The organism is Paramicrobacterium agarici (genome assembly GCF_002563955.1).
GTDB classification, from domain to species: Bacteria; Actinomycetota; Actinomycetes; order Actinomycetales; family Microbacteriaceae; genus Paramicrobacterium; species Paramicrobacterium agarici.
Genome location: NZ_PDJE01000001.1, coordinates 1,610,712 through 1,630,833 on the forward strand (window position 1 = coordinate 1,610,712; position 20,122 = coordinate 1,630,833).

The window sequence follows — 20,122 nt, forward strand, 5'->3', positions numbered from 1 at the left end:
ATACTGATGTCCTCGCCCGATGTCGGTGAACTCGAGGAGCAGTACGTTATGGCCGCCATGCGATCAGGATGGATCGCTCCGTTAGGCCCTGACGTCGACGCATTTGAGAGTGAAGTCGCCGCCCGTGTCGGAGTCGAACACGGTGTCGCGTTAAGCTCCGGTACAGCAGCGCTTCACTTGGGACTTCTAACCCTGGGCATAGGGGACGGCGACATCGTAATAACCTCGACGATGACCTTCGCTGCAACAGCGAACGCGATCGTCTACACGGGAGCGGAGCCCTTTTTCATCGATGTTGACCCATCAACTGGCAACATGGATCCGAACTTGCTGCGTGAAGCGCTCAACCGTCTGCGAGCCGCTGGTGAACCGGTCGCAGCCGTGGTGCCCGTTGATCTTCTAGGTAAAGCGGTTGATTACACAGCGATCCTCGAAATCGCTGCGGAGTTCGACGTTCCGGTACTAGCGGACGCCGCCGAGTCTCTTGGCGCGAGACACGCGGGCAAAGCTGCGGGAAGCTTTGGGCGCGCATCTGCTGTGTCGTTCAATGGTAATAAAATCATGACGACCTCTGGCGGCGGGATGCTGCTTACCGATGACGCAGATTTTGCGCAGCATGTCCGCTATTTGGCGTCCCAGGCTCGGCAGCCTGTTATTCACTATGAGCACGTCGATGTCGGGTACAACTACCGTATGAGTAATCTTCTCGCAGCGTTGGGTCGCGCCCAACTGTTGCGGCTGGATCAGATGATCACGATGCGTCGCGAACTGCGCGATCGTTACAAGCAATTGTTTGCAGATGTAGATGGTGTTGAGGTTTTCGGTGTCAGAGGCGATGAGGATGACAATGTGTGGCTTACATCGATTCTGGTCGATGCCGATGCTGCGGGCTGGACACCGTCGCTGCTTTCTGCCGTTCTCGCTGAATACGACATCGAGAGCCGCCCACTCTGGAAGCCGATGCACCTCCAGCCTGTGTTTGCAGGATCACGCGGAGTGATAAACGGGGCGTCGGAGCGCCTGTTCAACACCGGGCTCACGTTGCCGAGCAGCTCTGCGCTCAGCGATGAACAGCGGGCCAGCGTGTTGTCTCGGATTTCCGACTTCGTCCGCGAGAAGCAGTCGGCCCCGTGAGATTGCCACGTCTTGCCAGCTACCACTTCGGCAAACGCGTCATCGATGTGCTTGCGTCCGGGTTCGGGTTGGTCATACTGTCTCCGGTATTTGTCGCTGTTGCGGTGAGTGTGGCGCTTATCCTCGGGCGACCAGTGCTCTTCGCGCAGGTGCGGCCCGGCATGAACGCCCGCACCTTCACGCTCTACAAGTTCCGTACTATGAGAAACATCGACCCGTCTCATGGGTGGGTGACAAATGAACAGCGGATAACTCGCTTTGGTCACTTCTTGCGATCCACTAGTCTCGACGAATTGCCGAGCCTCTGGAATATTTTGCGCGGCGAGATGAGCCTCGTAGGTCCGCGTCCCCTGCGAGTCTCCTACCTTCCTCGCTACTCATCAGAGCAACAACGCCGACATGAAGTGCGCCCTGGTCTTACCGGGCTCGCGCAGGTTCGGGGGCGCAACGCTATGGGGTGGGATGAGACGTTGAAACTTGACGTCGAGTATGTTGACCGACAGAGCGTAAAGCTCGATATGTCGATTCTTATCGAGACTGTACGCACAGTGGTGCGCCGAGACGGGATAACGGAACAAGGACAGTCAACGCGGAGCGAATTCCTCGGGCCCAGGAGTACAAGGCGCGTTGAACTTGTCCAGCTTTCAATCGAGCACTTGGCAACGCGGGTTCAGTGGTTGAACGACCCGGTTGTGCGTGCGGGCGCCTCGGTGTCCTTCATTGCAGATTTGGCCGCGATGGAAACTTGGTTCGACAGTGTCCGCGAGGATCCTGCTCGGTACGATTGGGTGGGAATTCATCGTCAGGACCGTTCCCTCGTGTCAATGTGTGGCCTGCAGCGCGTTGAAGCTGGACACTTTACGCTCTACATCTACGTCGATCCGTCGAGACACGGGCAGGGAATCGGTCGCGACACCATGCAACTCATGATTGCGCGTGCCCGGGAGCTTGGCGCCAAACGATTGACGCTCGAGACGCGAGTTGACAATGCTGCAGCCATCCGACTCTATTGCAGCCTCGGATTTGAAGACTTTGGCGCAGTTGCCGGAGGTTCGAAGCGGAGAATGAAATTGGACATTGAATCAGGACACGGCAATGCGTGAAGATTCGGCACAGCAGCCAATGCGCATTCTGATCGGATCTGTCGGTCGCCGCGTCTACCTAGTGGATTGGTTTGAACAAGCGTTCACAAAGCTCGGCGTGAACGGCGAGGTTCACGTCACCGATGCCGACCCATTCAGCGCCGCGTACGCGCGCGCCTCGTTTCGCCATCTTATGCCTGAATATGGCGAGCCAGGTTACGAGAATGCCATGATTAGTCTCTTCAAGAAGATTCGCCCGAACTTGTTCTTTTCTGTGAACGACTTCGAACTGGCCTATTTGGCATCGACGCGATTCGCGATTCGCCTACGTCAGTTCGGCGGCAATGTGCTAGCCCTACCTGAGGAACGCCACAGGGCCGTGCACGACAAATATCAAATGGCGATCGAGCTGGCAGCAGTTGGTGTTTCCACCCCTGACACTGCGCTTCTCTCAGACACCGCAGGTGTAGAGGCAGTTTTGGAATCCTCGACGGAAGTGGTGATTAAAGATCGATTCGGGAGCGGCTCGTCCGGTCTCGTGATCGCGCGTACGGCTGATTTCGACAGCGCGGTCAAATGGCTGTCAGTGAAGTGGCGCAAGGAAATTGAACGCCACAAAAGGGCTGCGGAATTCGTAGTTCAGCGCGCGATTATTGGAGAGGAATACGGCATGGACTTGGTTTCGCCCCTCGAGGAGGGCGTCCATCCACTCGGTGTGCTGGCGCGTAGAAAGAGCCGCATGCGCTCGGGCGAGACAGATCGGGCCGAGTCAGTGGATGCATCCCCCTTCGTTGAACTCGCTCAAGCTGTTGCGAGCTGGACGGGTCATCAGGGGTTGATTGACGTGGACGTGATGGTTGCGCAAGATGGGCGTCCATTCGTCATCGATATCAATCCTCGATTTGGTGGCGGGTATCCATTCAGTCATCTCGCTGGCGCTGACGTCCCTTCCCTCTATGTTGCGCAACTACTTCAGGGCTCGTGTCGACGCCTAGACGCAAAGGGCCACCTGTCATATGTACCGGGCGTTGTTTCAACTAAGAACGAAGCCGTCACAAAGACAAGTGTGAGATGAATCTCGAAGGTTGCAACAGCACGCTTTTCCCTGAGGACGGAAGCTGCGCCTTGGTGGGACCCAGTGAAAAAGTCACCTCGCCCCATGAAGCTTTCCTTCGTTGCGTATCGCATGTCAGCAGGACGTGACGTGGTGGGAGAACACCGGTCAATTTGTATCGTGGTCACAAGCCATACAACTGCCGCAACGTTCCTGCATGGGTACTTGACCGAGTTGCGCACGCGCGGGTGGCGGGTAACGGTAATTTGCTCTCCTGGTGAGGGAATTGAGGACTGGGCACGAGAGGAAGGAGTGACGCTTCATACGATACCTATGGAGCGTGCACCGTCGCCAACAAAAGACCTGCGTTCGCTCGTCTCCCTCGCCAATGTATTGCGACGGCTGGAGCCCGACGTTCTGGTATACGCGACGCCGAAGGCAAGCCTATTGAGTGCGCTGGCTGGCACCATTGCCGGTGTGAGGACCCGCGTGTATGAGTTATGGGGGCTGCGCTTGGAGACCGCAGCTGGTCCAGCACGTCACATCCTTCGAGCACTTGAGTTCATCACCGCTCGGTTGTCGACGAGTGTCGTTGCAAACAGTCGCAGTCTCGCCAAATATGCACACAATCTAGGGATCACTCCGCAAGTCCCGGCAGTATTGGGTGCGGGATCATCTCATGGCGTCGACTCAGAACGATTCCGTCCCAGCGCGGATTATCCTCGCATCGACGGTAGGACCCGTGAGTTTCTTGATGAGACAACTGGACTAACGGTCGGCTTTGTGGGGCGCTTGCACCCAGACAAAGGTGTTGACACCATCCTGAAAGCCGCCGGTAGCTGCGCCCGACGTGGTACCCGTATCCGCACGCTGTTGATCGGAAGTGACGAGGGCGCTCAAGTTGCTCAATTGTGCAGAGAACTCGATGGACTCGTTCCAGTCCATCTCACTGGTAGGGTTTCTGACCCGCGCCCGTACCTTGCGCGAATCGATGTTCTTGTTCTCATGAGCCTTCGTGAGGGTTTCCCGAACGTCGTGCTTGAGGCTGCCGGTATGGAAGTACCCGCGATCGTCGCCGACAGCACGGGCACTGTCGATTCAGTTGTAGATCGAATCACTGGACGCATAGTCCCAGTCGGCAATGCCGCAGCCCTCGCGGAGGTTCTAGATGAGCTCAACTTAGATCGAGAGCAGCTCAGCAGGCTCGGACTATCGGCCCGAGAGCGTGTGGTCTCGCACTTCGACCAATCGACTGTCTGCGGCCTCCACGTAGATTTTTTTGAGAAGGCACAGAAGCAGCGTTAATCAGTTTCCTCATGTGAGTGAACGCGTCCTCGCTCACTTCGTAATGCGTGCACGCCAAATGCGAGCATGCCAAGGAAGAGCCAGAACATGCGTGCGTTGTTCAGTGAGAGTGATGCCCCCGCCAGCAGGAAGACGAGCACCATGTCGCGTAGCTGGACAACGTTTAGTGTCTTCTCCAAGAAAGGGGCGTGTCGTTGAGAGGCAAGAAAGAGATGAACTGCAATCCAAGCAAATAGGACAATGGCCAGGGGCAGACCCCATTCAGCGGCGAGCTGGAGGTATGTATTGTGGGCGAGGGTGACGGAACCAGCGAGCTCTGCCGTCGCATCCTGATAAGACCCGACTCCGCTACCCCAGAATGGCGCGCGTTGGATTACCAGCAGCGCATTGCCCCAGGCGTCATCGCGGCCCGACCCTTGCCCTGCGATAGCATCCTGTGCATCAGTAGAGAACAAGAGGGCGATGCGGTTCAGCTGCGGGAGAACGGTACCGGCGTGCAAGAGCGTGGCATGCAGCCCGTGGAGAATGGTGCTACCCGCTATCGCAACTGCAACTACACCGATAGCCGTGAGTGGGAGTGCCACTACCCACCGGGCTTTCCTAAAGGTCCTCTCGAATAGTAAGAGCGTGAGAACGGCGACAAGTACGATCGCGCCCGTCTTGGACGCAGAGAACACCACCGAAGTAGCCAAAATAGCGACTAGGGGCCAGCGTATAGGACGCTTCAGATCGGTATCTCGTGCGATGAAAATGAGCGCGGCAACGGCGAGTGCCGAATAATAATTTGGATCGGACATTAGGCCCCGGAACCGGAACGAGCCGTAATACATCAGGTCAGGCAGGGGGACACCGATGAGATTGTTTGCAAGGCTGAGCAATGCGACGGCGGCGGCACCAAACGCGAACCATCGGAGAGCTGTTGAATGGGCTCCAGCGCGCACCAGCGAGTAACCCGCGATGAAGTAGAGAAATGACACGACCATCTTGACCAACTCACCCATGACGCTCTGGCTATCTGGGGTGGTCCCAAAAGTGAGCGGAGTGAACCACAATGCGGTGGTGATCGTCAGGGTAAAGACAGCGAGTGAGTAGAAGACAGCTGCACGGGGCAATATGATGCCGTGGCTGCATGCGAGCGCGATCAGCAGCAAAGGCAGGATTACATCGGCGAGAGAGACATTGAACCCGGCAATCCGTGCGGTTTGGTTCAGGAATAGTCCCAGCGCACCCGCAAGGACGATTAATCCGGATCGCTCCTGCGTTCTCCACCTGCGACCAGAATTGGGATCGCCCTCAGGGCGTGACATGACATTGCGGTCTAGGCTCCTTGATCCGCGACCGCGAAATTGTGATTCCCTCAATGTGCTTGATTCTCCAGACCGACTCTGGTGGGCGAAGTCCTCGATGTGCGACGCGCAGTGCTGAACAGTCAGAACAGCGATAGTGCTCGCCGGCGAAGCGCGTGTGCATACTGGTCACTCTATCGGCCTTCGAATCGGGTTTCGTTTGTTGGGCAAAGGTTCAACTCACTCCAAAATTTCTTCGACTCGGTAGTTGCCTTCGGGAGCTTCAGATCGCGAATTGAGATAGCGGCAGACAGAGTACATGCGCTAGCTTCTAGTGGTCGCTTTCTGCGGAGCCGCTCGTGTGAGAAACCGTGCTTGCTCCTTGCCGTCTACCGGGCTCACCCCGGGCCCCGGAAACAATTGGATTCAGATCGAGAGGGTGAACGGGTATCTGCCGGGCCGCCTCTCAAAGCCGGACAACTGGAACCTTCGGTATGCAACGCTCTGTTGATTAGGCAGACATTCCCGATGTAACGAGCCGCCGAAGCCCCATACCCAATCCCCGGACCAAGGCATAGCCGAGTCGCGCGGGCGGATAGACTATTCGCTGGCGAACTATGAACAGGAAGGGTGGCGGATGCCTGAATCGCTCGTCACTCGGGAGCTCGACAAGCATCGCCGCTTCGAACTGCTTGACCTACTCCGCTTCCTTGCTGCGCTCATGGTTGTCGCTTTTCACTGGTTCTTCAACGGGATCAGCAACGGTAAGGTCGAGAGCATAGACTTCACGGCATTAGCCCCGATCGCTCTGTATGGAGTGTACGGCGTCCACCTGTTCTTCCTCATCAGTGGGTTCGTCATAGCAGAGTCAGCGCACGGCAAGACCGCGGGCCAATTCGTCGTGAGCCGCGGAGTCCGGCTGTTCCCCGCTTATTGGGTTGCAATGGCATCAACAACAATCATCGTCAATGCCTGGGGTGACGAATCGATGCATGTGACTCCGGTGCAGTTCCTTGCGAACCTGACGATGATGCCCCGCTTGTTCGGTCAACGGGCCGTGGATGGTGTGTACTGGACGCTCACTGTCGAGTTGACATTCTATCTATTGGTTTTTCTAGTGCTTCTGCTCGGACTCGGCCGATTCCTTGACATCGTATTTCCGACCTGGGCATTAACCATGCTCACAGTGACGGTCATCGTTCCCCAAGCATCCGGTTTGCCTTACCTCGACGGATACTACGCATTCTTCGCGTCTGGCGCGATTATGGCGTCCATCCGGCGGCGTGGCTTCTCGCCTTTTCGGGTGCTGGGCCTTGGCGCAGCGGCTGCAACGTCAATCGTGTTTGTCGGGCGCAACATCGCCACGTTCAACGAAGGACACGCGTTCGCGGTGTCACCCGTTGCGGTGTTTGCGCTGATCGGTGCGTTTTACGTCATTATTTCGCTGATGTGGATACCGAGAATGACCAAGGTTTCTATCCCGCTCTCTCGGTCGATAAGCGATCTGACGTATCCTATCTATCTGCTGCACGCGCACATCGGATATACCTTGCTCGGCTCGCTCGCCACACAGTCCACCGTTTGGCTGATATATCCGCTCTTATTCGCGGGATTGGTCGTTTCGGCAGGGTTGTTGCACTGGGGGATCGAAGTGAAGATGCGGGATATCTGGTTTAGCGGATTCAAGTTGCTCCAGGCGCCGGTCGACTGGATGCAAGCGCTGCTGACCCCTCCCGGACGCCTCAGCAAGAATGCGGGCGGAATTTCCGTATAACCCGGACCGCAATCGAACGCGCTATCGGCCCTCGTGCTTGCGCAGTTGACCTGCCAGGGTCTTGCGATGGTGGGCAAGAGACATCGTACTGTTTAGCCCGATGCCCGCGTTCAACCGTTTCTTCGACAAGCCCTTTCGCACCGCGAAGGCTTTCGCCGCGCCTCAAGCAAAAAATGCCGAGATACAGGCTCAACCGATCCGCATGGGTAGTACAACTAGAATCCTTTCGGGGCCGACATGCGCGACGACGTCGGCGGCCAGGCCAGCGCGCAAATCGAGTGAAGAGTTGGGTTATAAACAACGCACGGCCAACTGACACTGCTGAACGTGCTTTGACGGCACGATCTTTCAATGTAAAGGCGGGAAAATGGCGAGCGATCTCGTTAGCGTTGTAATTCCACATTTCAATTCATCGAAGACATTGGCTCGTGCATTGGACTCGGTTGTTGCACAGTCTTGGCCCGTCCACGAAGTTATCGTGGTAGACGACGCATCATCGAAGTCTGAGCGGTTGGTGGCGCAAGAGATCATTGCAGGACGCGAGGGTACTCGTCTCATCTTGCTTGAGGTGAATGGCGGGCCGGCGAACGCAAGAAACATCGGGTGGAATGAAGCGAAGGCCGAATGGGTAGCGTTCCTTGACAGTGACGATGCATGGCATCCGCGGAAGATCGAGCTTCAAATTCAACACGCGATCGAATCGAATCCGCCAGCCGTACTAATCGCGAGTCGTACGGTGCAGGTCAATGCGCCATCAGACTTGGATTCGATCGAAGTGTCCTTAGACACACCCGCTATCCCGGTGCGGAAACGGGAACTGTTGTTGAGGAACCGAATGTCTACCCCGAGCGTCGTTTTGCGGCGAGAGATCCCGGAGCGATTCGCCGCTAACCGGAGGTTCTCCGAAGATTACGAATTATGGCTCACCCTCGTCGGCAAAGGTTACCCCGTATTGCTCATCGACGCGCCACTTGCAGCCGTATTCAAAGCACCATACGGAGCGTCCGGGCTATCTTCGCGCATTTGGTCGATGATTCTCGGTGAATATAGGGCATATCTCGGTGCTAGGAACGCCGGCGCATTATCCATGTTGGAAACGGTTTTCGGGATTCTGAATTCGACCGCGAAGTCATGTATTCGTTTGCTCAAGATCTTATCGAGCAAGATTCGCAGGGGTTTCACGTGAGCAGACTGGGCGGAGCTCTATTCTCAATTGGCTCGCTCAGCGTAGCGGTCGTGCAGTGGCTGCTCGTCTGGATGTTTGCACGCTTCGCAGGAGGACCGGAAGCTGTTGGCGAGTACGCGCTAGTGCTATCCGTTGCCACGCCGGTGTTTACTTTTGCACAACTAGGCTTGCGCACTGTTTACTTAAGCTTGCGCGCCAACTATCCTTGGCGCTCTTATATCACTCTAAGGATGGCGGGCTTGCTTCTCGCGGTCCTGATCCTTGTCTTGTATTTTCAGACTTCATCAACGGTGGGCTCGGCGCTTTGGGTAGCGGTGCTGCTATCTAAAGTTGTTACCGCGTACTTTGACATTCTCCAAGCACGGATTCAGCGTCATGGTCGCTTAATCGGCCTAGGAGCGCTCAATCTAGCAAACAGCCTCGGCACGATAGCATTCGCTGCATCGGCTCTTTTGATATTCGGCACAGTCTCTGCAGCAGTTTTTGCGTCGGCAATGGTGTCGACTGCGGTTGCAGCGGGGGCTCGGCGTCTCTCCAGACAACAATCGTCAGAGCGCGTAGAAGAAGGCAACGGCATTCGCGAGATTTTGCGGGCCGGCCTCCCTACAACGGTTGCAGAATTCCTAGCCGCGTTTGCAAGCTATTTGCCGATTCTTGTCCTGTCAAGGATTGCAGGTGAGGCGTTAGTCGGTCTCTTTTCCGCGGCCGCCTATTTACTCACCTTTGCCAACCTGTCCGGAGCCATCGCGAAGAATATTCTGATCACCGCTTTCAGACGAACGTTGGCAGACGAAGGTGTTCGGGCCCTGTTGCGGCGATCACACCGGGTTGTTTGGGGAGTCGGACTGGTCGGTTGTTGCGCGGCGCCGTTCGTGATTTTGTTAGGTGATCCTGTGATGCGATTGGTCTACGGTCCAGGATTTGGGATGTCGTATGGAGATCTTGCTCTGCTGACGGTCGCGCTGATTCCCATAGCGCCCTCTTACATTTACAGCACGACAATTAATGTTTTGGAACGGTTCTCCAGTCAGGCGTGGATCTGGGTAATGGCGCTTGTTCTTGGATTATCTACTGGCGTCGTCTGCTTCTTCCTTGGCGTTTCGTCGATCGCAATTGCGTTCGCTGTTGCGCTCGCCATCAGTTGGGCCCGTTTCCTTGGCGCTTTTTGGCTGGCGATGAGACTTGCCCGCAATTGAGTAGGCAAAGTTTCGGAGATGTTCGCTATGCATATCTAGAGCTGACGGGGCAATCACACCGAGAGGATGTACATGCGACGTATCAATGCAGTTGGTTACTACGGTTGGGACAATTTCGGGGACGAGTTATTCCGCATCGCGGTTCAGCGAAACCGTGAACTCATATGGGGTGAGGGGGCTCGCGTCCGCTCGTTTGTGACGCCGGTTCGCACCTTGCATCAGAATTTGGGGGTGCTGGGGCGAGTAACGAGGCTGGTTGAGACTCTGATCGGTGCTGTGTGGGCCGACACGGTTGCATTATGTGGCGGATCCGTGTTGGAAGACGTGCGCGGAACTCAGCGATTGCGAGGCCTCATACTTCGGAGACGAACCATCGAAGGCCTTGGGGTCTCGCTCGGTCCTTGGGAATCTGAAGCTCCACGAGAACGAGTTCAGGCCTACCTCAAGCGGATGGAACGCGTCGTGGTTCGCGATCAGGCATCGTCGGATCGATTGGGAGGTTCGGTGCCAGTCGGCGGCGACCTCGCAGCCTTATACCCGATGCCGAGGTTTAGCACGGGCGAGCGCAAGCATCTGACGATTTGTGTGTCAAAGGATTCACGATCAACGGTGGACGAACTGGTTGCTCTCCTTTCGGCCTTGCTGCGCGGTATCGACTTGCCAGTAAAGTTGCTTGCTCTAAATGTTCGTCGGTCGCATGGCGATGTCGAGTTCTCCCACGAAATTCGCGAACGCTTGCTGCCTCATCATTCGGATGTCGAGGTCGTTAAATTCGAATCGATTGATCAGAGCATCGGAATCATCGCGAAGTCGAAGGCCGTGTGGTCACAACGCCTGCACGGACTAATCGTCGCTTACCTTTGCGACGTGCCGATTCTCGCTCTGAGCCATCATCAGAAGATTTCTGATTTTGCAGCGCATATACGTCTTCCGACTCGGTTCCTTCGCACGGATCTAACTTTTGATGATGAAGTTCGGAGTGCAGCCGCCGAGACTTTGCTGGCTAATCCGAAATGGGAAGTGACACCGCAGCAGTACAAGGATGCGACTATTGAAGCGATGCGCGCGTCGTAATTACTAGCCGGAGCCAGCACGTCGAGCGAGACGGCTACAGTTACGCTGGTTTCCGCTCTTCGATCAGATTGAGTTTGCATGAACAACAGCCTCTCTGGGAAGTGGTTGCCCCGCGCTGCTCAAAGCGGACGATCCGTTATTTCGTGCGGTTGCGAGTGCGTTTTCCTCGCTATTGCATTTGCCACTTTGCCCCCTCGAAGGATTGAACCAAACGGCGCGTATGGTGCCCTAGATATGGACGTACATGCCGATGCGTGCGGTCTTCGGACCCACAGTTCGTTTAAGTGATGATCCTCTCGAGATGGAGATGATGCGATACAGCGATTCTCACGGCCGCTGTTATCACGCAAGGACATCATCAGCGGCCTTCTGAATCTCGATGGATGAGGCCGTGTGTCGTGCTCTTAGGATCCGGATTTTGGACTCAAAGCACTACCTCGGGCCCTCATGAAAATGGCTTAGGATTGGGGCGGTTCTTGAGTGATTGCGAAAGAACAATGCGTACGCTTCAAACCCTCATGATCACCGGACAAAGGCAAACGTTAATTTGGGAAGACGCAGCAACAAGCAGAAACAACCATTGTTGAAGAGCTTTCGACTCTGGGTACCGGTGGCTGTTGTCGCATTGCTCCTCATTATCGCGATAGCTGGAGTGGTAGTCGCATCGAAACTTGTTCCCCGCGCGACTGCCGCTAAGGACGAGCTTCAGGCTGCATTGCCGCTTGCGTCACAGGTTCAGCAGCAGATTCTTGATGGCGACACCGACGCTGCTGCCGAAACTGCCGCCAAGCTTCGCGAACACACGAGCGCGGCACGCGCACAGACGACGGGTGACCTCTGGCAGTGGGCCGAAGCAGCTCCGTTTATCGGAGACAATCTCAAGGCGGTGCGCGTCGTTTCAGAGACCGTTGACGACCTTGCTGTCGACACACTTGAGCCGGCCACGAAGCTGTCGATCAGCGCGCTTCAGCCGGTTGACGGACGCATCGACGTGGAAGCGATCTCTGACCTCTTGCCATTCATCGACTCGACCGCGGCGTCTATTGACAGTGCTCAGGAGAAGCTCGGTGACGTACCGCGCAACGCGTTGATCGATGAAGTCTCGGACGGGATCAGCAAGCTGGAGACCGCTCTGGCTAAGGCAGAAACAGTGCTGGAACAGCTCCGCGTGCCCGTTGCAGTGCTGCCTTCGGCGCTCGGCGCAGAGGAACCGCGCAACTATCTCATGATCTTCCAGGGGAACTCCGAAGTGCGCGCGGCAGGTGGTAACCCGGCCGCGATGGTACTTGTGAAGGTAGACAATGGAGCGATTTCGATCGCTCAACAGGCATCCAGCGGTGACTTCAAGAACTCGATGCAACGAGAGCCGGTGAAAGAACTCGATCCAAACGTCGAGAAGATCTACTCCGACATTATCGGGAAGTACATTCCGAACATCACGAGCACACCCGACTTTCCGACCACGGCCGGGTTGATGAACGCGTATTGGAACGAAGAGTTTGACACCGAGCTAGATGGGATCATTTCATTCGACCCGGTCGGCCTCAGCTATCTGCTTGGAGCCACCGGACCGGTGGAGATGCCGACGGGCGACACGCTCACTGCCGAGAACGCCGTGCCACTTCTGCTGAATGAGGTGTACTTCCGGTATCCGGACGGCGCAGCGTCTGACGCATTCTTCGCTGCGGCGGCAGCATCCGTCTTCGATGCTCTGACGACGGGATCTGGCGACCCGAAGGCCATAGTTGGTGCTCTCGTGAAATCGGCGAACGAGGGACGTCTCATGATGTGGTCGCCGCATGAGGATCTGGCTGGCGCCATTGAGGGAACCGCGCTGCAGGGTGTGCTGCCGAGCGATAACACTGAGAAGACGACGGTCGGTGTGTATTTCAATGACACCACCGGCTCGAAGATGGACTACTACGTGGACGCGAAGATCGAGGCGAGCACGAATCAGTGCGATGTCTCGAGTGGAGAGTCTCCCACGTTTAAGACCGACGTCACGTTGACGAACTCGATTACGCGAGAAGAAGCGAAGACTCTGCCCGGGTACATCACGGGACCGTATTACACGCCCGGCGACATCGCGACCGATTTTGTCGTGTACGGGCCCGTCGGCGCAAAGATCGACTCATGGCTCGTGAACGGGAAAGAGCACTCGGCCAAGGCGACCGGTGAAATCGATGGACGCCCTGTCGTTCGCCTGAGCTACGTTCTCAAACCCGGCGAGTCCGTGACCGTGTCGTACACGATGACCGGTGCCCCGGACCAGGAGTACGGAGACTTCACCATCGACACGACTCCCATGGTTCGTGACACCCCCATTACGATCACCGGGTGTAAGCCCGAAGATCCGGAGTGAGCTGCTTGAGCTACTCGACACGTGCGCCTGAGCTCTAGTCGGATTCAGCAACGCGGCTGGGGCGTACTCCTCGGAAGACAACGTAGTGGTAGAGCAGGAAGCGCACCACGACGACAATGCCGATGCTGACGAGGTTGATGACGTTAACCAGGAGCGGTCCTGCGTCGGGGAACAGCCAGAGTCCCAACCCCACAATGCCGGCGCCGAGCAACGTGCAAACGCCGTTGACGATGAGGAACAGGATGACCTCGAGCATCCGCCCGTGCTTGCCGCGATTTTTGAACGTCCATTCGCGGTTACCGAAGTAGGCGTTTACGAGCGCGATCAGTGACGCGAAGATCTTTGACCAGACTCCGTCGACATGCATTCCGTAGAGGAGGATGTTGAAGGCGACGATTTCGATTAACGTGGAAATCGCCCCGATGGTGAGAAAGCGCGAGCTGAGGCCGATCAGGCGGCGAAGGCGCGGGTGACGAGTCATGGCTCGACTACGCTACTACTAGTCCGATGACAACTTACCCTGGAGGATTCGTGCCGCGCAGACACGTCGCTATCGTCATGCCTGCGTACAACGAAGCCGACGGCCTTGAAGAGTTTCTGACGGAGATCGTTGCCCACGTCGCACCCGTCACCGAGAAGCTCTCGATCGTTGTCGTGAACGACCGGTCGACCGATGAGACAGCCGACGTGCTCGATCGTCTGGGACGAACGATGCCTGAGCTCGTTGGCATCACGTCGGTGCGCAATCAGGGCCACGGGCCCACAGCTCTCGCTGCTTATCGAGCGGGACTCGAGCTCGAACCGGACGTCCTTGTTCACGTGGATGGTGACGGGCAATTTCTCGGCAAGGACTTTCCGCGGGTGATCCGTGCTCATGAGGAGTTGCGGGCCGACGTGCTTCACGGTGTGCGCCGCGGGCGCACTGACCCGTGGTACCGCAAGGCAATCACCGCCATGGTTGGCGCGATCGTCGGCGCTGTCGTAGGTTCTCGCGTTCCGGACGTGAATACTCCGCTGCGCGTCTATCGTCCCGCCGCGCTTCGCTTTCTTCTCGCCCTGGTTCCCGCGGACTCCAAGGTTCCGCACGTGCATTTCTCTCTTGCGGAGAAGCGCAGCGGAATGCGCGTTGCGTACGCCCGAGTGCGAAGTATGCCGCGACGCGGCGACTCGGAGCACGGGACGATGTGGGGAAAGCAGAGCGGCGTGCCGGTGCTGCCACCGAAGCGTCTTCGCGCATTCATCATGGCGGCGGCCCGCGAGGTGTGGTCCGTGAGCCTTCGACCGGGCGCGCCGGCTCGCCGCGTGGGGACGTTCTCATCATGAACGCGATCACCTGGCGTCGCCTGGTGAGAGGTGGGTTCTGGGTCGTCGTCGCGATTGTCGCGGCAGCGCAACTCTGGATCGTGATTCACGGCGTGTTCTTCATGCGCCTGTGGGAAGACGAGGCATTCAACCTGACGGTTCCCATCAACATGGTGAACGGACTCGGTTATACAAGCGATGGGACGCTGAGCGGGAGTCAGCTGACACCGTTTGATCCCCGGATATCCACCGGTCCGGTTGTCTTGCTTCCGATCACGGCGCTTGTCGCTCTTGGTGCCGACCCGGTGATCGGCGGTCGTCTTGTGGTGCTCGTGTTCTACGCGGCTCTCCTGGCAGGTCTATGGGTTCTCGGCGGCCGGTTCGGTGGTCGTTGGGGAGCGCTCGCCGCCGTGTGCGTCCCCCTCGGGTGGAACACGTGGAGCTCCGGCTCCCCGATACAATCGCCGGTCGACATTCTCGGAGAAGTTCCGGCAGCCGCGCTTCTTGTGTGGGCATTCGTCGTAATTCGCCGTCGACCCTGGCTCGCGGGGCTCTTCATCGGATTGGCCATGCAGACGAAGCTCCTCGGCGCATTGGCTGCGATCCCCATCGCGCTCGTCGTCGTTCTACTGACCCAGGGAAGCATCCTTCGACGGCTCAAGCGCCTCGTGATCTGCGCGCTTGTTGCCGTGATACCGAACGCTCTGTACGAACTGTGGAAGCTCATCGCCCTGGGACCTGCCGCGTACCTGACGAATCTGCGCGAGTTCTACTGGTTCTTCAAATCGGGCGGGCAGAACATTGCGCCCGTCGACCCGACGAAGAAGCTCGTGTCGCTCGGAAACGGGTGGTTCTCGCCTACCTGGCTCACCGTCATCTGTGCCGCCGTCGTTCTCGCGCTGGTGTGTCTCACGATCGTGCGGTGGGTGAGAGAGATTCGCGATGGGCCCACTGACGCTGATGCCGGACGGCGTGAACGTGCGGTTTTCGGGATCGCGGCGATTTTCGGCCTCGTCGTCTGGTTCGGCTGGTGGCTGGCCTCGACGCACACGCCGAACTGGCCGCGCTATGCGGCGATGGCGATGTACATTTTCGTGCCGATTCTCGTTGCGATCGCCATTCGGGCGCTCATCGAGCTGTGGCAGCGCCAGCGGGGGAGCCTTGTTGCTCGCGTCACAGCGGTCGCTGCCGCGGTGGTGGTTGCCGCCACCGTGAGTGTGCAGACGTGGGGACACGTTCAGATCTCCGACGAATCGCGATTCGGTGAGCCTCTCGCGGAACAGCGAGCCGTTGCCTCTCAGGTCGCTGAGGAAGATCTTGACGTGATCGTCACGTCGTGGGGTCCGACCATTTCGATCATCGTTCTCGCAGGAGCACACGCAGCGCTCGATGACGTGCCCTCCTGGGAGGGAACGCCGGAGCTGTGGCGGAACTGGGACACCTCTGAGGCGGGCGAGAAGGCGTTCGCCGAGCGTCTAGACGAAGAGTGCGATGATGTCGCGTCGACACCGGGCAACTATGCACTGTGCCTTGCTCCCGTAAGCCCGTAGTGGCGGACGTTGCGCGACAGCATCCGCCCTTTCACCTTCTCTCCACCTGGCCGCGGCTACGCTGAGGGCATTATGAAGATCTCAGTCATCGGGTGCGGATACCTCGGGTCGGTGCATGCCGCATCGCTTGCGTCGGTGGGTCATGACGTCATCGGTATCGATGTGGATGCTGCCAAGATCGAGGCGCTGTCGCAGGGGCGGTCGCCCATCTTCGAGCCCGACCTGCCCGAGCTGCTCAGCGAGGGCATCGCGTCCGGACGGTTGCGGTTCAGCACCAACATGGCTGACGCCCGGGATGCTGAACTGCACTTCATCGCCGTCGGAACACCGCAGAGCGCTGGCGCGGGCAGCGCCGACCTGTCGTATGTCGACGGCGCGTTCGACGACCTCGTGCCGTACCTGACTGAGGGTGACGTCGTCGTTGGTAAGTCAACGGTTCCCGTCGGCACTGCGGTAACTCACGTTGCTGCTGTCGAAGCGCGCGGTGCCCACCTGGTGTGGAACCCGGAGTTCTTGCGCGAAGGCTTCGCCGTGAAGGACACGATTCAGCCCGATCGGCTGGTGTATGGCGTCGCCGACGGGGATGAGTACGCGGTGCAGAAGCTCAACGAGGTGTACGCGACGGCGATTGAGAGCAGCAGCCCGGTCATTGTGACGGACTACGCGACCGCCGAGTTGGTGAAGGTGTCGGCGAACGCGTTTCTCGCGACGAAGATCTCATTTATCAACGCGATGGCGGAGATCGCCGAGGTCACGGGCGCGGACGTGACCAAGCTCGCAGACGCGATCGGTCATGACAACCGCATTGGCCGGAAGTTCTTGAATGCCGGCGTCGGTTTCGGCGGTGGGTGCCTGCCGAAGGATATTCGCGCGTTCACCGCTCGGGCGGAAGAGCTCGGCCGCGGTGAGTCCGTTGCGTTCTTGAAGGAGGTCGACGCCATCAATCTGCGGCGTCGAGAGCGGGTCGTTGAACTCGTGACCGAGGAGCTTGGCGGCAGCGTCTTTCAGAAGAAGGTGGCGGTTCTCGGCCTGGCGTTCAAGCCGAACAGCGACGACGTGCGGGACTCGCCTGCACTCGACGTAGCTGTGCGCCTGAATGGTCTTGGTGCAAAGGTCGTCGCGACGGACCCGGAGGCGATTGCGAATTCACGCGCGCTGCACCCGCAACTGGTGTACGGCACGACGGACGAGGCGCTCGCCGGAGCAGACGCCGTCGTCGTGGTCACCGAGTGGCCTGAGTACAAACAGCTTGACCCAGCCGCCGTGCACGAGGTCGTGCGCACGCCGATCGTTATCGACGCGCGCAACTGTCTCGACGCCGACGCGTGGGCGGATGCTGGATGGGAGTACGCCGGGCTCGGCCGCCAGGTGAAAAACGGCCGCGCTTAGTGGCGGTGGAACTCCCAGCCCGTGATGTGCGGCGGGTCCTCGCCGTTGGAGTACGCGTAGTCCTGGGCGTCGGCCCGCGCTGATTGCCAATCGCGAATGGCTGCGTCGGCAGCATCCTGATCGGGCTTGTCGGGAATGCGACGAACGACGTCGCTCGCGAGCTCGTAACGGTCGAGGTCGTTGAGGTTCACCATGTCGAACGGCGTCGTCGTTGTGCCGCGCTCTTTGAAGCCGTGCACGTGTAACTGGGCGTGGTTCGCGCGCTTGTACGTGAGCAGATGGATGAGCGACGGGTACCCGTGGAACGCGAAGATCACCGGACGGTCGGTCGTAAACAGCGCATTGAACTGGTCGTGGGGGAGCCCGTGCGAGTGATGCTCCGGGTCGTACAGGCGCATGAGGTCGACGACGTTGATCAGGCGCAGCGTGAGGTCCGGGAAGCGCTCGTGCACGAGCTCTGCGGCGGCGACGGCCTCGATCGTGGGGACATCCCCTGCGCAGGCGATGATGGCGTCGGGGGTCGTGGACTCCGGATGCTGCAGGTCGAGGTCGGGCTCATAGCTCGCCCATGGCCAGATGGAGAGCCCATCGTTCACGTGCTGCGTCGCCTCGTCGAGGCTCAGCCATGCCGGCTGCGGCTGCTTGCCCGCGACGACGGTGTTGACGCGATCGTGGGTGTCGAACACGTGCCGCATGGTGACCAGCAGCGTGTTGGCGTCGGGCGGCAGATAGATCCGCACGATCTCGGGTTTCTTGTTGACGACGACGTTGAGAAAGCCCGGGTCCTGGTGCGAGAAGCCGTTGTGGTCTTGCCGCCAGACATGGGACGACAGCAGGTAGTTGAGCGACGCGATCGGCTGCCGCCAGTCGATGTTGCGGGACGCCTCCAGCCACTTGGCGTGCTGGTTGAACATGGAGTCGACGATGTGAATGAACGCCTCGTACGACGTGAGGAGTCCGTGGCGACCTGTGAGCAGGTAGCCCTCGAGCATCCCCTGCATGAGGTGCTCGCTGAGCGCCTCGATGACCTGGCCGTGCGGAGCGAGATGCGTGTCGTCGTCGTGGATCGCCGATGCCCAGCTGCGATTGGTGACGTCGAACACGGCAGCGAGCCGGTTGGACTCGACCTCATCGGGGCCGAACAGGCGCATGTTCGTGGAGTTGACGCGGATGAGCTCGGCGAGCCATTCCCCGAACGCGCGCGTCGCGGAGGCCTCGCCCACCGGGTCGTGCGTTGTCTCGACGGCGAACGGGGCGAGGTCGGGAAGCTCGAGCGGCTGCTTGATGCCGCCGAGGGTCTCCGGCGACGCGCTCATGCGCAGCGGGCCCTCGGGGCGGAGCGGGTCGAGGCGCGGTGTTGGCGCACCATCGTCGCTGAAGAGCTCTTCGGGCTTGTATGAACGGAGCCACGTCTCAAGCTGAGCGCGGTGGTCTGAGTTCTCGCGAACCTCGGGCAGCGGCACCTGGTGCGAGTGATACGTTCCCTCGACCTGAGTGCCGTCGACCACCTCGGGCCCCGTCCACCCCTTGGGAGTGCGCAGGATGATGACGGGCCAGCGCGCCTCGCGCTCGGCGGCTGTGCCGTTGCGGGCCGCAGATTGAATCTCATGGATGCGGTCAAACGCACGGTCGAACGTCTGCGCCATGTGCGGGTGCACGTCGTGCGGAGCATCGGCGACGCCGTCGATGAAGAGGGGGTCGTACCCCTGGCCGTGGAAGAACGAGATGAGTTCGTCGCTGGGGATGCGCGCGAGGGGAGTGGGATTGGCGATCTTGTACCCGTTGAGGTGGAGAATCGGCAGAACCGCTCCGTCCTTCGCCGGGTCGATGTAGTTGTGCGCGCGCCACGAAGCCGCGAGCGGACCGGTCTCTGCCTCCCCATCGCCGATGACGCACGCGACAGTGAGGTCGGGGTTGTCGAGAATCGCGCCGTACGCGTGCATGAGGGAGTAGCCGAGTTCGCCGCCCTCGTTGATGGATCCGGGAACCTCGGGAGCAGCATGAGACGGGATGCCGCCAGGGTACGAGAACTGGCGCAGAAGCTTCTCGAGTCCTGCGCCATCGAGCCCGACGCTCGGCTCGAGTTCGCTGTACGTACCGTCAAGCCAGGCGTTGGCCATCATCGCGGCGCCGCCGTGCCCCGGTCCGCAGATGTAGAGCATCTCGCGTTGACGCTGCACGATGATGCGGTTGAGGTGCGCGTACACCAGGTTGAGCCCCGGAGCCGTACCCCAGTGGCCGAGAAGGCGCGGCTTGATGTTCTCGGGTTCCAGCGGCTCGCGTAAGAGCGGGTTGCTCTGCAGGTAGATCTGGCCCGCGCTGAGGTAGTTGGCGGCTCGCCACCAGAGATCGACAAGCTCCAAGTCGTCGGCAGGCTGAGAGGACGCGGTGTGGTTATCGCTGAGTGAGCCCATATCGCGGACTCTAC

The 20,122-nt window shown here is 59.0% G+C and carries 15 protein-coding genes; 12 read left to right on the plus strand and 3 right to left on the minus strand.

The window, feature by feature from the left end; translation table 11 throughout:
• Positions 1-6: 6 nt before the first annotated feature.
• From ATJ78_RS07915 to ATJ78_RS07930, 4 genes are all read left to right on the plus strand, one after another.
• Positions 7-1,134 carry a DegT/DnrJ/EryC1/StrS family aminotransferase gene (locus ATJ78_RS07915; protein ID WP_245836250.1) on the plus strand — a complete coding sequence of 376 codons (1,128 nt, stop codon included), beginning with the start codon at positions 7-9 and terminating at the stop codon, positions 1,132-1,134.
• Positions 1,131-2,237: a GNAT family N-acetyltransferase gene (locus ATJ78_RS16190; protein ID WP_169923421.1), complete on the plus strand. Its 1,107-nt coding sequence runs from the start codon at positions 1,131-1,133 to the stop codon at positions 2,235-2,237. The genes ATJ78_RS07915 and ATJ78_RS16190 overlap by 4 nt, the downstream gene beginning before the upstream one ends.
• A complete protein-coding gene (locus ATJ78_RS07925) occupies positions 2,230-3,291 on the plus strand; it encodes an ATP-grasp domain-containing protein (protein ID WP_098407095.1) in 1,062 nt (353 codons plus the stop codon). Before ATJ78_RS16190 ends, ATJ78_RS07925 begins: the two co-directional genes overlap by 8 nt.
• A 111-nt stretch (positions 3,292-3,402) precedes the next feature.
• A complete protein-coding gene (locus tag ATJ78_RS07930) occupies positions 3,403-4,575 on the plus strand; it encodes a glycosyltransferase family 4 protein (protein WP_245836386.1) in 1,173 nt (390 codons plus the stop codon).
• Here the strand turns inward: ATJ78_RS07930 and ATJ78_RS07935 are convergent.
• Entirely contained in the window at positions 4,572-5,882 is a 1,311-nt protein-coding gene (locus ATJ78_RS07935) for an O-antigen ligase family protein (RefSeq protein ID WP_098407097.1), read from the minus strand. The two genes, ATJ78_RS07930 and ATJ78_RS07935, sit on opposite strands and share 4 nt — an antisense overlap.
• A gap of 616 nt (positions 5,883-6,498) precedes the next feature.
• Between ATJ78_RS07935 and ATJ78_RS07940 the strand changes: the two genes are divergently transcribed.
• From ATJ78_RS07940 to ATJ78_RS07960, 5 genes are all read left to right on the plus strand, one after another.
• Positions 6,499-7,635, plus strand: coding sequence for an acyltransferase family protein (locus ATJ78_RS07940; protein ID WP_098407098.1), 1,137 nt, complete (start codon positions 6,499-6,501; stop codon positions 7,633-7,635).
• A 367-nt stretch (positions 7,636-8,002) separates the two neighbouring features.
• Positions 8,003-8,821 carry a glycosyltransferase family 2 protein gene (locus tag ATJ78_RS07945; protein ID WP_098407099.1) on the plus strand — a complete coding sequence of 273 codons (819 nt, stop codon included), beginning with the start codon at positions 8,003-8,005 and terminating at the stop codon, positions 8,819-8,821.
• A complete protein-coding gene (locus ATJ78_RS07950) occupies positions 8,767-10,017 on the plus strand; it encodes a lipopolysaccharide biosynthesis protein (RefSeq protein ID WP_143741391.1) in 1,251 nt (416 codons plus the stop codon). Before ATJ78_RS07945 ends, ATJ78_RS07950 begins: the two co-directional genes overlap by 55 nt.
• A gap of 72 nt (positions 10,018-10,089) precedes the next feature.
• Entirely contained in the window at positions 10,090-11,091 is a 1,002-nt protein-coding gene (locus ATJ78_RS07955; RefSeq protein ID WP_169923423.1) for a polysaccharide pyruvyl transferase family protein, read from the plus strand.
• Between the two features lie 652 nt (positions 11,092-11,743).
• Positions 11,744-13,453 (plus strand): DUF4012 domain-containing protein, encoded by a 1,710-nt coding sequence (locus tag ATJ78_RS07960; protein WP_098407102.1) that lies wholly within the window; start codon positions 11,744-11,746, stop codon positions 13,451-13,453.
• Between the two features lie 34 nt (positions 13,454-13,487).
• On the opposite strand, the gene ATJ78_RS07965 is transcribed toward ATJ78_RS07960, so the two are convergent.
• On the minus strand, positions 13,488-13,934 hold the full coding sequence (locus ATJ78_RS07965; RefSeq protein ID WP_098407103.1) for a GtrA family protein: 447 nt from the start codon (positions 13,932-13,934) through the stop codon (positions 13,488-13,490).
• A 26-nt stretch (positions 13,935-13,960) separates the two neighbouring features.
• Between ATJ78_RS07965 and ATJ78_RS07970 the strand changes: the two genes are divergently transcribed.
• The 3 genes from ATJ78_RS07970 to ATJ78_RS07980 all read left to right on the plus strand — a co-directional run bounded on the left by ATJ78_RS07970 (position 13,961) and on the right by ATJ78_RS07980 (position 17,694).
• On the plus strand, positions 13,961-14,776 hold the full coding sequence (locus ATJ78_RS07970) for a glycosyltransferase family 2 protein (protein ID WP_098407104.1): 816 nt from the start codon (positions 13,961-13,963) through the stop codon (positions 14,774-14,776).
• Entirely contained in the window at positions 14,773-16,305 is a 1,533-nt protein-coding gene (locus ATJ78_RS07975) for a glycosyltransferase family 39 protein (protein WP_098407105.1), read from the plus strand. The genes ATJ78_RS07970 and ATJ78_RS07975 overlap by 4 nt, the downstream gene beginning before the upstream one ends.
• Positions 16,306-16,377: 72 nt before the next feature.
• Positions 16,378-17,694 (plus strand): UDP-glucose dehydrogenase family protein, encoded by a 1,317-nt coding sequence (locus tag ATJ78_RS07980; RefSeq protein ID WP_098407106.1) that lies wholly within the window; start codon positions 16,378-16,380, stop codon positions 17,692-17,694.
• Here ATJ78_RS07980 and ATJ78_RS07985 read toward each other — a convergent pair.
• A complete protein-coding gene (locus tag ATJ78_RS07985; RefSeq protein WP_098407107.1) occupies positions 17,691-20,108 on the minus strand; it encodes a phosphoketolase family protein in 2,418 nt (805 codons plus the stop codon). The two genes, ATJ78_RS07980 and ATJ78_RS07985, sit on opposite strands and share 4 nt — an antisense overlap.
• Positions 20,109-20,122: the final 14 nt, after the last annotated feature.